Genomic DNA, 13,849 nt, shown 5'->3' with positions numbered 1-13,849 from the left:
ATTTTTATATGGCGGACGGCGAGAAAACCATCAGCGAATTTGCTACACAGTCGATCAGGAGAATCAGCGGACGATGCCGCATCCGCGCAGGGCTTCAATGTCCCCTGCCGCATAACCCATCTCTTGGAGTAGCGCCTCGGAATGGCTACCTAACCGAGGCACATTCAGGCGAGCATCCATGCGCTGACCATTCATCTCGAACGGCAACATGGGCACCTTTACTTCGTCACCGTTTTCCAGGGCGAGATGTGCCAGGCCTCCAGACACGTTCAGGTGCGGATCCTCGAATAGATCCTGCGGGCGCTGGATAGGCGAAAACGGCAAGCCTGCCTGCTCGCACAGCGCCATGACCTCTTGCTTGCCAAGGGTTGCGAGCCGCTCCTTGACCAAAGGCAATATCTTCGAGCGAGCCTGAACGCGCTGTGTGTTCCTGGCGAGATCAGGGTCACGACCCAACTGTTCAAAGCCAAAAGCCTGACAGAAACTGGCCCATTGACTGTCGCTCACCACGCCCATGAAGACCTGATCATCATCAAGGGTGCTGAAAACGTCATAGATAGCCCACGCTGAAAGGCGGCTGGGCATCGGGGCTGCCGGCTTACCGGTGGTCGCCATTTGCATCATGTGCTGACCGACCAGAAAGGCCGAGTTTTCAAAAAGTCCGGTCTGAACAAACTGCCCCTCACCGGTCGCCTTGCGCTGCCAAAGTGCTGCAAGGATCGAGATGGCGCTGAACATGCCGCCCATCACATCGTTGACCGAAGCGCCGGCGCGTAGCGGACGACCTTCAGGGCCGGTCATGTAAGCGAGCCCCGTCATCATCTGCACGACTTCATCCAGTGCCGTGCGGTGTTCGTATGGACCAGGCAAAAAGCCTTTCATTGAGCTGTAGATAATGTCGGGTTTGATAGCCTTTACGTCGTCATAACCCAGCCCGAGTTTTTCCATCGCTCCTGGGCGAAAGTTTTCTGTGACTACGTCCGCGCTTTCAATCAGCTTGCGGACCGCGGCCATGCCTTCCGTTGTTTTGATATCGACTGCAAAGCTCTTCTTGTTCCGGTTGTAGGTCATCCAGTAACCCGCGCCAGAACCCGTCAAGCGCCGGGTGTTATCGCCCTCTGGGGTGGGCTCGACCTTGATGACCTCGGCGCCGAGATCGGCAAGAACCAAACCGCAGGCGGGGCCCATCACCATGTGCACAAACTCGACAACCCGGATACCCGCCAACGGCAAGGTCTGGATGTTCTGATTTTGCCTGCTCATCGCGCGCCCCCGGCATAGTGAAAGTTTTTACCGACACCCGCGTCAGGAATGAAGCCGTAGAGCGGCTCTCCTGGCAGGCCCTGTTTTAGCCACTCACGAGCGGCGACGAGTTTGTCGATATCGACACCGGTGCGCAGCCCCATGGATTCGAGCAAATAGACCAGATCTTCAGTCACGATGTTGCCCGAAGCACCTGGTGCGTAGGGACAGCCACCGAGGCCGCCTTGCGACGCATCAATGGTGGTGACACCTGCTTCCAGCGCGGCCACCACGTTGGCCAACCCTTGGCCACGAGTGTTGTGAAAATGTGCGCTACCCGCTTTTGCACCTATCTCACCGCGCAGCCGGTTGAACAGACGGCGAACTTGAGCGGGGTTCGCGTAGCCGACGGTATCGGCCAGCCCGACCTCATCAACGCCTAATTCGACCATGCGCAAGGCCATGCCAATCACGTCCTGCTCGCGGACTTCGCCCTGGATCGTGCAACCAAATACCGTCGACAAACCGGACTCGATTTCTACATGAGGAAAGCGCTCGTTTCGAAGACTGACAATGGAGCGCACCTCTTCGTAAACCTGCTCATGCGTCTTTCGAATGTTGGCCAGTGAGTGAGGCTCGCTGACGGAAATGGGCAGCGTGATTTTTTGCACGCCGGAATTGAAGGCGGCCTCTGCCCCCTTGAGGTTGGGCACCAGGGCGGTGACGAACACATCAGGTCTTTTACGCAGGTGACCCACCAACTCGGCTGCGTCCGCCATTTGCGGTAACAGCCTGGGCGAAACAAATGAGCCCACCTCGATTTCTCCGAGTCCGGAATCCGCCAATGCTGTCAGCCACTTGAGCTTCAACTCGGTCGGCATCGTCGCGTTGACACTTTGCAGGCCATCACGCGGGCCTACCTCGCTGATCAGGATGTCTACGTTCTTCTTGTCACTCATCGCCGGTACTCTGCGTATTGATTTGTGCATATTCTGCTGTGCAGAACGATGTTCTGATTTAAATAATGAGCGCATCAATTTCACGTGTCAACATCCCTCCTTCCGAATCAGAAAAAACGGCCTGTCTTCCTTTAAAGCATCCAGTTCAAGCGCAGTGCTGATAGCGCCTTCCGGCGAAAAAGCGGTTGACAGGAATGAAAATTACATCGAAATTTATTCTACTAGAAACAACAGCGTTCTTTCTGGCAGAACAATAACAATGCAGCGAAAAAGCCGAATCACCTTCAACCGGGTGACTGCTCTCTCCGCCGCCTTATGTAGGAGTTGCTCCTGTGAGCCTGTATGCCCCGCCGCGCGATTTATCGACCCGAGTGTTTACGACGTTGCCGGAAACCTTTTGGAAGGACGGTGACTCGGATTGGGTGCGCGCCAACAAACCCGGGCAGAAGGTCAAAAGCTTTCTGGAAGGGCCATCCTTCGACGTACAGGGAAATCTCTACGTAACGGACATCCCCTACGGGCGTATTTTTCGAATAGACCCACAGGGCAAATGGACCCTTGTCACTGAATATGACGGCTGGCCCAACGGACTCAAGATCCACCGCGATGGTCGGATTTTCATCGCCGACTACAAGCAGGGAATACTGGTTCTCGACCCTGAAACCGGCTCGATCGCGCCGTTTCTTACCCACAGCCGTAGCGAAGGATTCAAGGGTGTAAACGACTTGTTCTTTGATAGAAACGGCAAGCTCTACTTCACCGATCAAGGTCAGACCGGCCAGCAGGATCCCACTGGCAGGGTGTACGCCTACGACATGGATAAGGAAATTCTGACTCGACTGATCGACAACGGCCCAAGTCCGAACGGACTGGTCATGGATCTCCAGCAGAGTGCTCTGTTCGTCGCGATGACGCGCGCAAATGCCATCTGGCGCCTACCGATTCAGAAGGATGGAGGCACCAGCAAAGTGGGGATCTTCACCGCAATGGCCGGGGGTGTCAGTGGGGCCGATGGCATGGCATTGGACTGCGTCGGCAATCTTTACGTGTGCGATGCCGGGAACGCCTGTGTCTGGGTATTCGATCCCCACGCCGTGCCGCTGTATCGCATACGGTCCTGTACCGATGGACGCACCCTGACCAATCTGGCGTTTGGTGGCGAGGGCAACAAGCAATTATTCATCACTGACTCGTCCACCAGCACCGTATTGGTTGCCGATCTCGAACACGCCGGTCTGCCGATGTTTTCCCACAGCTAACTCGATGAAGCGCTGAAGCCTGTGTGCATCGCGCACGGGGTTCGTTCGGCCTGAAAAAAACGCGCCCTCACTGCCCGTACCCTACAACACCAATAAAAGGGATACCCATGTTGATCTTCTTGAGCTACGCCATGATCGCTTGTTTCATGTATTTGATCATGAGCAAGCGCCTGTCACCGCTGGTCGCGCTACTGCTCGTCCCTGTTGTATTCGGATGCCTGGGCGGCTTTACGACTCAGCTCGGCGCCATGATGTACGACGGCGTGAAAATGCTGGCGCCCACCGGCATCATGCTGACCTTCGCGATTCTGTATTTCTGCCTGATGACTGACGCTGGACTGTTCAATCCACTGATCAAAGTGCTGTTGCGCCTGGTAAAAGGCGACCCTCGCAAGATCGTCGTGGGCACTGCAGTTCTGGGGTTGTGTGTCGGACTCGATGGCGACGGCGCGACCACTTACATTATTGCCACCGCTGCCTTCTTGCCGCTGTACCGACTGACCGGCATCCGCTTACAGGTGATGGCAACCGTTTTACTGATGGCCATTGGTGTGATGAACATCCTGCCATGGGCCGGACCGTTTTCTCGCGCAGCCAGCGCCATGCATGTCGATATCACTGAGCTGTTTCTGGAGATGGTACCGATCATGATCGCCGGCGCGGCCTGGGTTGTCCTCGCCGCCTGGTGGCTGGGGCGCATGGAATATCGCCGACTGGGTGTGGTAACGGTCAGTGAAGACGACGTGCTTGAGGGGTACGCACATATTCGCCTCAAGGACCCAAAGTTCCTGTTTAACGTCGTGCTGACGCTAACGCTGATCACCGGCATGATGCTCAGCCTGATGCCCCTGCCGATCCTGTTCATGCTTGCTTTTGGCCTGGCTTGCCTTGTCAATTACCCAAGCCTGAAACAGCAGAAAGAGGTTATCGCTCGTCATGCTGACAACGTCATGGCGGTCACCCTGCTGATCTTCGCCGCAGGCATATTCGTCGGCATCATGAGTGGCACCGGAATGATCAAGGCGATCTCGGATAACATCATCACAATCCTGCCGGAACAGGCTGGCCATTACATGTCGTTGGTCACCGCCCTGCTGAGCATGCCGTTCACTTATGTACTGACAAACGATGCATTTTACTTTGGAGTGCTACCCATTCTCGCCGAAACGGCGGCTCACTATGGAATCAGCCCGAACGAAATGGCGATTGCTTCGCTCATCGGCCAACCCGTTCACCTACTCAGCCCCCTGGTTGCATCGACCTACTTGTTATGTGGCCTGCTTGATATCGATTACGGCGATAACCAGCGAGTCTCCCTGAAATGGACACTCGGCACAGTTCTGGTGATGCTGTTGGCCGCCATCGCGATTGGCGCGATTACCGTTGTCAACTGAGACTGGAAGCCCGCATCGAACGTGGCTGGGATATCGGCGATGCCACGCACCAGCAACGTTCGCCACCCCCTCGTTTCACTCGCTGGCCGAGGGGAATCTTCATGCAGCCCACCGGCGACTACCTGAACATTCTGAAGATCAAGCCTGCGATGTGCACAACACGGGCAAGCGTGGACTACTTCGCTGACAGCGTGGATCGGATTCTATCGGAAGGTTTGTAACGACCATGGCCCCTACAAGCCAACGGCCATCGGCTTGCAACACAACGCAGTGCTGTAACCGTATAGCCAGAGCGCATTGCCTGGATCGTAGAGACGCGTAACGTGGGTCTCGACAAAAACTGATCCGCCCGGCTGGCTGACGGCGCCCATCAAACCTCCACATCCAACAACTCAAACTTCACCTGATCCGGGTAGAACGCCACGTATTCGCGTATCTGCTGCACCGATATCTTGGGGTTCTCATAACTCCACACCGCATTGGCACTCTCATGCCCCGGCACCTGCAGACTGAAATAACTCGCATCGCCCTTGTACGGGCAATAGCTGGTGTGGTCGGTGCGGGCGAAATATTTCTCGTCGATATCCTCCCGCGGCACGTAGTACACCGGCGGGTAGTTGGCTTCCAGCAACACCAGGGCCCGCGCCGAAGCGGCGACCTGAATGCCGTGAAACCTCACCAGCAGACAGCCAGGCTGCTCGGCGATGGTGATGACAGGGCTAGGACCGGAGCTTTTCATGGAAAACGTTCCTCATGACGGTGATGGACCTGCAAATCGAAGATGTGGGAGCGTGGCTTGCCCGCGATGGGCTGCGCAGCAGCCCCAAAACCTGTGACCACGGTTTATCAGGTATAACCCAAGTTTCACCCTCGCGACCGCTTCGCAGCCGAACGGGAGCGACACACCAAGCTGTACATCCATACAGATAAAGATTGCTCCATCGCCCATCAAGCGCCATTCTGTGCACCCCTGACACATAGATCGACGATGGTGGTTATGCGGCTGTACCTCTGTGAAAAACCTTCCCAGGCCAAAGACATTGCGGCCGTCCTCGGCGCCCGGCGCCGGGGCGATGGCTGTTGGCTGGGCACGGACGTCACGGTGACCTGGTGCATCGGCCACCTGCTGGAGACCGCACCGCCGGATGCCTACGACGCGCGCTACAAGCGCTGGGTGCTGGCCGACCTGCCGATCATTCCCGAAAAGTGGAAAATGACCGTCAAGCCGCGCACCGCCAGCCAGTACAAGGCGGTCAAGCGCCTGCTCGGTGAAGCATCCGAACTGATCATTGCCACGGACGCCGACCGTGAGGGCGAGATGATCGCCCGGGAACTGGTGGAGCATTGCCGCTATCGCGGGCCGATCCGCCGCCTCTGGTTGTCGGCCCTGGATGATGCGTCCATCCGCAAGGCCCTCGCGGCACTGAAACCGGGCAACGAGACGTTCAGCCTCTATCACTCGGCCCTGGGGCGTTCCCGGGCCGACTGGCTGATCGGCATGAACATGAGCCGGCTGTTCACCTTGCTGGGGCGCCAGTCCGGCTATCAAGGCGTGCTGCCGGTGGGCCGGGTGCAAACGCCGACCTTGCGCCTGGTAGTGGATCGCGATCGCAGCATTGCCGACTTTGTGCCCGTCCCCTATTGGGCCATCGATGTGCAACTGCTGCACAACGGCACCGCATTCACGGCGCAATGGCGCGCGGCATCCGAGGTTTGCGACGATCAGGACCGCTGCCTGAATCAGGCGCTGGCCCAACAAGCAGCAGACGCCATGCGCGGCGCGGCCAGTGCGCGGGTGATCAAATTGCGCACCGAACGGATGCGCGAAGTGGCCCCGCTGCCGTTCGACCTGGGCACCCTGCAGGAGGTCTGCTCAAAGAAACTCGGCCTCGGCGCCCAGGAAACCCTCGACATCGCCCAGGCTCTGTACGAAACCTACAAGGTCATCACCTATCCGCGCAGCGATTGCGGCTACTTGCCCCTCAGCCAGCACAACGAGGCACCGGCCATTCTGGCGGCGCTGCGCCAGGCCGACCCGGCGTTGAACACCTTGCACGATCACCTTGATCCGCAACGGCGCTCACGGGCCTGGAACGATGCCAAGGTCAGCGCTCACCACGGCATCATCCCCACCGCGGCGGCGAAGAACCTCGACAAGCTGGCGGGCAAGCAGCGCGCGGTCTACACACTGATCCGCGCGCGGTATCTGGCGCAGTTCCTGCCCAATCACGAATACGACCGCACCCAGGCCGACTTCGATTGCGCAGGCCAAGCCTTGCGCGCTGTCGGCAAGCAGATCATCGAGCAGGGCTGGAAACGCGCCCTGCCCGAGGCACTGGCTGCGACCAAGGGACGCGAAGCTCCAGCGCCACAGACACTGCCCAACCTGGCCGAAGGCATCGATTGCGCAGTGGCCGGCGTGCAACTCAAGGACCTCTGGACGCAACCGCCAAAGCCGTTCACCGAAGGCGATCTGATCAAGGCCATGAAGAACGTCGCCAAACTGGTGGAAGACCCGCTGCTCAAGCAAAAGCTCAAGGACACCACCGGCATCGGCACCGAAGCGACCCGTGCGTCGATCATCCAGGGCCTGCTCGACCGTGGCTATCTGGTCAAGAACGGCAAGGCCCTGGCCGCCACGCCGGCCGCGTTCAGCCTGATCGACGCCGTGCCGCGGGCCATTGCCGACCCGGGCACCACGGCGATCTGGGAACAGGCCCTGGACATGGTGCAAAGCGGGGAAATGAGCCTTGAGGAGTTCGTCACCAAACAGGCGGCGTGGATGAGCAAGCAGGTCAGCCGTTGCGCCGGACTGAGCCTGACCATCAGCGGCCCACCGCCCAGCGGATCCGCCGCAGCCCCCTGGAAGAAAAAGCGCAAGAGCGCCCCGCGCAAAGCATCGAGTGGCACCAAGCGCAGGGCAAAGCCGGCAGGCAAAACGTAAACCTGACACTGAGCCTTTGTGGCGAGGGAGCTTGCTCCCGTTGGGCCGCAGAGCGGCCCCATTCCCTAACAAAATGAATGGGCCTGCTGCGCAGTCCAGCGGGAGCAAGCTCCCTCGCCACAGTTCGTGCAATGCCGACCATAATCGATGGTGTCCCTTGGCCGATCAGGAGCCACCCCCGTATGTCTTCGATAGCACTGCACGCCGCCCAACGCGACGAACTGGAAACCATCGAAAACCTGATGCAGTTCTACACCTACGACTTCAGCGAATGGTTGCCGCTAAAGCTGGGTGAATCCGGATTCTTCAACATCCTGCCCATGCCGGAGTACTGGCGACACCCGGCCACCCGCCCTTTCCTGATCAAGGTCGATGGGGAACTGGCCGGCTTCGTGACCGTGGATAACCGGACTCATCTCCCCGGTGCCGACTACAACATCGGCTATCTGTTTGTCAGTCGACGCTTTCGTGGCCGGGGTGTCGCGCGATTTGTCGTTTCCACCCTCTTGAGTCAATTCCCCGGTCAATGGCAGATTTTCCATCTCGAGGCGAATCAGCCGGCACGCCTGTTCTGGGCCACCGTGATGCCGGGGCTCGGTGTTGGCGCGTTCACCTTGCATCAGCAGGTGGTTGACGCTCATGCCTGCACTTTCTACCGCTTTGAGTGTCCGCCTTTGTCGTCCTGACCGACACACCCTCGCCTCCCCTCGCTAATTCCGAACAGCTTTGTCCGACAATATGTAGTGACTGAAAATAATCACTACAAAACCGTTGACGCCTCCGTTTTGCCCTTGCATGATGCAGACGTCTCCCCGATCGGGAGTACAGGCAACACGTTTGAGCAAGCTCGTCTGACCGCCGAGCTGTTTTTCCCGGATACACGCTGCCCACAAGGCAGATTGAAGAAGCTGACCTGGCCTGAACGTCCAGTACAAGGGCGAGAAGTCTTGGCGAGCAATCCTCATGATGCTTGTGGCCGACCCTGAAAATGTCGGCAGTGGCCTTAAGGTTTTCGCCGCTTCTCTTCGTTGTGACGCTATTGCGTAGCAGTTATTCAACACGACTACATGCAACAGACGCAGGACCCCGCCCGATAAGGCGGTCGAACGCTGACGTCCTGGTTTCGGTGCCAGGGATCAACTAACCGATGGGCTACCTGTATTAGCGAATCAACTTTGAAAGATCACCAATTGGTCAAGGGGCTTTATGATGAATCTGAACAATCAACCAACTATCGATGAACTGGCTCGTATGTTCGCTGCAAAGAAAGACAGCCACGACAGCCATATTCTCTGGATCAGCAAGTGTGGCCAGGTTCATATCGACCCCCTGTCGCCGCACGCTCATGAAGCAGAGTTCGACCAGAACAACCAGAACCTGCTTGCCCGACTGAAGATGTACCGTCGCGGCCAGGGCTATGTCGGCAAGAAGGCCGCGGCCGACAAGGACTTCATCGGCAATGTTCTGCAAACCCTGAAACAGGCCTGGGCCTCGATGCAGAATCAGAACGAAGTTCGGGTGATTGACCGGTTCTACTAATTGAATGAGTCGTCACTGACTTATTGAGAAACAGGGCCTGCTCCCAATAAGGAGCAGGCTTTTTTTATGCCCGTACGAAGATCAACTGTGGGAGCGGGCTTGCTCGCGAAGGCGGTGTGTCAGATAACACTATGTCAACTGATACACCGCATTCGCGAGCAAGCCCGCTCCCACAGGGTTTTGTAGTGGTTATGAAAAATCCGCCCCCAACACCAGATCCACAAACGCCACCGACGCCGCACTGTGGTAGTTGTTCTTGCGCCGCAGCAACGCAGCCCCGCGCTCTGGCGCTGTGCCCTGCATGGAAAGCTTGCGCAGTGCCCGATCCTGCGTGGCGATGGGTTCCGGCAGGATGGTGGCGATGGTCGAGTGCCGGATGACTTCCAGCAGCGTGTTGACCGAGTTCACTTCAATCACCACTTTGGGCGTGATCTGCGCCTTGGCGAAAAACTCATCGATGCATGTGCGGGTGATGTAATCCGGGGTCAGCAGCGCAAACTCAAGTTGAGCCACCTCTTGCGCGGACAACGCGTCCTGATGCTCGTAAAGCGGATGACCCCGCCCGACCATCAACCCCAGGGTCTCGGTAAACGCCGGGATCGATTCGATGTCGGTGCTGCGCACCTGATCAAACGCAATCGCGATATCCAGCGAATCATCCGCCAGCCCGGCTTCGATCCCGTCCATCGACAACTCGAAAATCTCCAGGTGGATGTTCGGGTAGCGCGCCACGTAGTCGCGCACCAGCGGCCCTACCAGATAAGCCATGAAGGTCGGTGTCATGGCCAGGCGCAAGGTGCCGCGGGACAAATCCTTCACGTCATGCAACGCACGCCTGCCCGCCTCCAGCTCCACCAGTACCCGCCGCGCGCATTCAATGTAAGCCTGGCCGGCATCGGTGGGCCTGACCGAGCGCGAGGTGCGGTCGAACAGGCTCACACCCAGTGATTCCTCCAGTTGGCGGATCTGTTGCGACAAGGTCGGCTGGGACACATGCAGCACCTCGGCGGCGCGGGTGAAACCACCCTGGTCGGCCACCGCCAGCAGGTAACGCAAATGGCGAAGCAACATTGGACTCTCCATCTATAGGCAGTGCTTATGCATTGCATTGTATATCGGTCTTGGACGCTATGGATTGATCGGCAGAAGATGGCCCCACACCCAAGCAACGCCACTCCCGATAGGAGAATCACCATGCAACAGTCCCACGCCTACAACGACCCAAGCCTGGCCCTGACCACTTCTGTCCTTGATGCCAAGGCGCGCAAGAACCTGTCGTGGCAGGACCTCGCCGATGGCACCGGCTTGAGCCTGGCCTACGTCACAGCCGCCCTGCTCGGTCAACACCCGCTGCCGGAAAGCGCCGCCAAAGTGGTCGGCGACAAACTCGAACTGGACGCCGACGCCGTGGCCCGGTTGCAGATCATCCCGCTGCGCGGCAGCCTCTCGGGTGTGCCGACCGACCCGACCATCTACCGCTTCTACGAAATGATCCAGATCTACGGCACCACCCTCAAAGCCCTGGTTCATGAGCAGTTCGGCGACGGCATCATCAGCGCGATCAACTTCAAGCTCGACATGAAGAAAGTCGAAGATCCGGAAGGCGGCTCCCGCGCCGTCATCACCCTCGACGGCAAGTTCCTGCCGCTGCGCCCTTTCTAAGTTGATACCGGCCCGCATTACCGGTGCGGGCCACTCCCTGCTCACCCATGAGGACGCGATCATGAAAGCGCTCATCGACGGTTTTTTGAAGTTCCAGAAAGAAGCCTTTCCGCAACGTACCGACCTGTTCAAACACCTGGCCACCACCCAGCACCCGGGCACGCTGTTCATCACCTGCTCCGACAGCCGTGTCGTGCCGGAACTGCTGACCCAGCAAGAGCCCGGTGAACTGTTCGTGATCCGCAACGCCGGCAACATCGTGCCGTCCTACAGCCCGCATCCGGGTGGCGTATCGGCCACGGTCGAATACGCCGTCGCGGTGCTCGGCGTCACCGACATCGTGATCTGCGGCCATTCGGACTGCGGCGCCATGACGGCGGTGGCCAAGTGCACCTGCATGGATCACCTGCCCGCCGTCAGCGGCTGGCTGCAACACGCCGAGTCGGCGAAAGTGATCAACGAAGCCCGGCCACATGCCAGCGAAGCGGCCAAGGTCAGTTCGATGGTGCGGGAAAACGTCATCGCCCAACTGGCCAACATCCAGACACACCCGAGCGTGCGCCTGGCCCAGGAAAAAGGCCTGTTGAACCTGCATGGCTGGGTCTACGACATCGAGACCGGTTCGATCGACGCGCTGGATGCCGACAGCCGAAGTTTCGTGTCGCTGGTCGAGCATCCGGGCACTTGTGCGGTATCGGCCAAGGCGATCAAAGCCGCTTGACCGGAACCACCGGTTGTTGAAAAAAGTGACCGCCCTTGCAGCGGTCACCGGTTCCACTGTCTCAGCGTTTGACGCCCAGATCGATCTGGGTCATGCGGCTACGGATGGTGAACACGCCATCGCCCGAGAGAATCGCACTGCGCGCAAACAGGCGCCCGCTCTCCCAGTTCGAAAGGCCCAGTTCCGGCTTGTTCAGCGCGTACTGGCCGTCGACCCAACGGGTGATGCCATTGCCGACAAAAGGCGCGTTGACCGCGTTGTAGAAACGCTCCTGGGCCTCGGCGCTTTCACTGATCAAGGACACGGTGAACTGCGGGCTGTAGCGATTGAACAAGGCAATGGCACTGTCCAGGTCGTCGACGATTTTCAGGCTGACTTCCGGGGTTTCTTCCCACTCCCATTCGCGGCCCAATTGATCTTCCGGCAACGGCTCGGCCTGGGCTTCGGTCTGATAGCCTTCGGCGCGGTACACCTCGACCGTTGCGGTCAACCAGTCTTGCGCCAGGTGCGACTCGCTGCCTTCGACGATGTGCAGCTTGCAGCCCTGCCCCCGCGCGGTGCCGGCCTGCTTGAGTGCATCGAGGAACAGCGGCACCAGTTCAGCGGCACGGTCGCGGTGAATCAGGCAGACGTTCAGGGTATTGCAGACTTTGCGGTCCAGGGAGTTGCGCACCACGGCGGCAAAGCGCTGGGCGTCGGCATCGGCGTTGGCGATCAGCCAGGCGCCACCAGTACCGTGCAGGCTCACCGCCGTGCCGGCCTGCTGCGCGATGCTGCCCAACTGGCTGACGGCGCGCCCCGAACCACGAGCCACCGCCAGTGACAGGCGGCGGTCAGCGAACATCGCCCAACCGGCGGCGTGGTTGACGCTTTCCACCAGCGACACCGCACCGGCCGGCAAGCCGGCGTCGCTCAGTGCCGGGTTCAGTGCATGGGTAACGATCGCCTGGGCCGTGCCCAACGCATCGCTGCCGATGCGCAGCACGGCGGTGTTGCCAGTGCGCAACACACCGGCCGCATCGGCAAACACATTCGGCCGGCCTTCGAAGACGAACGCGACAATGCCCAACGGCGAGACCACTTGCTCGACTTTCCAGCCATCGTGTTCGACGCAGCTGATCACCTTGCCCCGACTGGCCGCCGCATCACGCCACGCGCGCAGGCCGGCGATCATGTCGCGACGCATGCGCTCATCGGCGAGCAACCGGGTGGTCGAGCGGCCGCGCGCCTTGGCCCGCTCGATGTCGGCCAGGTTGGCGGCCTCGATCAAGGTCCAGCATTCCGGGGTTTCCAGGCGCTGGGCAAACAGGTCGAAGAAGGCGCTGATCGCTTGATCAGACACCGCCGACAGCGCGGTAAACGCCGCCTGGGCGCGCTCGATCGCGACGTTGGCCGCTTGCTGGTCCGCCACGGGGATCAACAACAACTCGCCGCTGACCTGCTCCACCAGCAGGTGATCACCGGGCTGGAAGCGTTGCGCCAGTTCGGGGCTGACGACGGTGACACGATTGCCGGCGAAAGGGATGGGCGTACCAGCGACTAGACGTTCGAGCGCGAGAGACATGAAGCGGTTTCACCATGCAGGGGGCGGCCGGAAAATGTATAGCAATTTCCCTGTGGGAGCGAGCCTGCTCGCGAAGAGGCCATTCCATCCAACATCAATAGCGCCTGACACTCCGCTATCGCGAGCAAGCTCGCTCCCACATTTGTTTGGTGTCGACCAAATCCAGCCCACGACCAACATCCACTGTGGGAGCGAGCCTGCTCGCGAAGAGGCCATTCCATCCAACATCAATAGCGCCTGACACTCCGCTATCGCGAGCAAGCTCGCTCCCACATTTGTTTGGCGTCGACCAAATCCAGCCCACGACCAACATCCACTGTGGGAGCGAGCTTGCTCGCAAAGAGGCCATTCCATCCAACATCAATAGCGCCTGACACTCCGCTATCGCGAGCAAGCTCGCTCCCACATTTGTTTGGTGTCGACCAAATCCAGCCCACGACCAACATCCACTGTGGGAGCGAGCTTGCTCGCGATAGCGGCAGGACAGTCAGAATTGATGTCGACTGACACACCGCCTTCGCGAGCAAGCCCGCTCCCACACGGGTTGTGCGCTTACGTATCTCAG

Annotated in this window: 12 protein-coding genes; 7 read left to right on the top strand and 5 right to left on the bottom strand. The window is 59.2% G+C overall.

Going from position 1 to position 13,849, the window contains the following annotated elements; all coding sequences use genetic code 11:
• Positions 1-63: 63 nt before the first annotated feature.
• Together BSF40_RS27075 and BSF40_RS27070 are read right to left on the bottom strand one after the other, a co-directional pair.
• Positions 64-1,263, bottom strand: coding sequence for a CaiB/BaiF CoA-transferase family protein (locus BSF40_RS27075; protein WP_095967600.1), 1,200 nt, complete (start codon positions 1,261-1,263; stop codon positions 64-66).
• Complete coding sequence (locus tag BSF40_RS27070; protein WP_015095491.1) at positions 1,260-2,201, bottom strand: hydroxymethylglutaryl-CoA lyase; 942 nt, start codon at positions 2,199-2,201, stop codon at positions 1,260-1,262. The genes BSF40_RS27075 and BSF40_RS27070 overlap by 4 nt, the downstream gene beginning before the upstream one ends.
• 332 nt (positions 2,202-2,533) lie before the next feature.
• Here BSF40_RS27070 and BSF40_RS27065 point away from each other — a divergent pair, with 332 nt between their 5' ends.
• Entirely contained in the window at positions 2,534-3,460 is a 927-nt protein-coding gene (locus BSF40_RS27065; RefSeq protein ID WP_095967599.1) for an SMP-30/gluconolactonase/LRE family protein, read from the top strand.
• A gap of 107 nt (positions 3,461-3,567) precedes the next feature.
• Positions 3,568-4,854, top strand: a complete 1,287-nt coding sequence (locus BSF40_RS27060; protein WP_095967598.1) for a CitMHS family transporter — start codon at positions 3,568-3,570, stop codon at positions 4,852-4,854.
• 370 nt (positions 4,855-5,224) lie between these two features.
• Here BSF40_RS27060 and BSF40_RS27055 read toward each other — a convergent pair whose 3' ends face one another.
• Entirely contained in the window at positions 5,225-5,593 is a 369-nt protein-coding gene (locus BSF40_RS27055; RefSeq protein WP_015095494.1) for a DUF427 domain-containing protein, read from the bottom strand.
• 258 nt (positions 5,594-5,851) lie between these two features.
• Here BSF40_RS27055 and BSF40_RS27050 point away from each other — a divergent pair, with 258 nt between their 5' ends.
• The 3 genes from BSF40_RS27050 (at position 5,852) to BSF40_RS27040 (ending at position 9,337) form a co-directional block, all read left to right on the top strand.
• A complete protein-coding gene (locus BSF40_RS27050) occupies positions 5,852-7,798 on the top strand; it encodes a DNA topoisomerase III (protein WP_256589608.1) in 1,947 nt (648 codons plus the stop codon).
• Positions 7,799-7,980: 182 nt separating this feature from the next.
• The gene (locus tag BSF40_RS27045) at positions 7,981-8,484 is read left to right on the top strand and encodes a GNAT family N-acetyltransferase (RefSeq protein WP_095967596.1); all 504 of its coding nucleotides are present in this window, start codon (positions 7,981-7,983) and stop codon (positions 8,482-8,484) included.
• Positions 8,485-9,007: 523 nt separating this feature from the next.
• Positions 9,008-9,337, top strand: coding sequence for a hypothetical protein (locus tag BSF40_RS27040; protein ID WP_033047536.1), 330 nt, complete (start codon positions 9,008-9,010; stop codon positions 9,335-9,337).
• A gap of 189 nt (positions 9,338-9,526) precedes the next feature.
• On the opposite strand, the gene cynR is transcribed toward BSF40_RS27040, so the two are convergent.
• Positions 9,527-10,408, bottom strand: a complete 882-nt coding sequence (gene cynR, locus BSF40_RS27035) for a transcriptional regulator CynR (protein WP_095967595.1) — start codon at positions 10,406-10,408, stop codon at positions 9,527-9,529.
• Positions 10,409-10,531: 123 nt separating this feature from the next.
• Here cynR and cynS point away from each other — a divergent pair, with 123 nt between their 5' ends.
• Both cynS and BSF40_RS27025 read left to right on the top strand, forming a co-directional pair.
• A complete protein-coding gene (cynS, locus tag BSF40_RS27030) occupies positions 10,532-10,999 on the top strand; it encodes a cyanase (RefSeq protein WP_007971791.1) in 468 nt (155 codons plus the stop codon).
• Positions 11,000-11,060: 61 nt separating this feature from the next.
• Positions 11,061-11,720, top strand: coding sequence for a carbonic anhydrase (locus tag BSF40_RS27025; RefSeq protein WP_095967594.1), 660 nt, complete (start codon positions 11,061-11,063; stop codon positions 11,718-11,720).
• Positions 11,721-11,781: 61 nt separating this feature from the next.
• On the opposite strand, the gene BSF40_RS27020 is transcribed toward BSF40_RS27025, so the two are convergent.
• Positions 11,782-13,284, bottom strand: coding sequence for an aldehyde dehydrogenase family protein (locus BSF40_RS27020; protein WP_095967593.1), 1,503 nt, complete (start codon positions 13,282-13,284; stop codon positions 11,782-11,784).
• Positions 13,285-13,849 lie beyond the last annotated feature (565 nt).

Origin of the sequence: Pseudomonas sp. ACN5, assembly GCF_002303975.1 — a bacterium.
In the GTDB taxonomy this organism is placed as follows: Bacteria; Pseudomonadota; Gammaproteobacteria; order Pseudomonadales; family Pseudomonadaceae; genus Aquipseudomonas; species Aquipseudomonas laurylsulfatiphila.
Note: the sequence above shows the minus strand (reverse complement) of the source record. Positions and strands in the feature narration are given on the sequence as shown.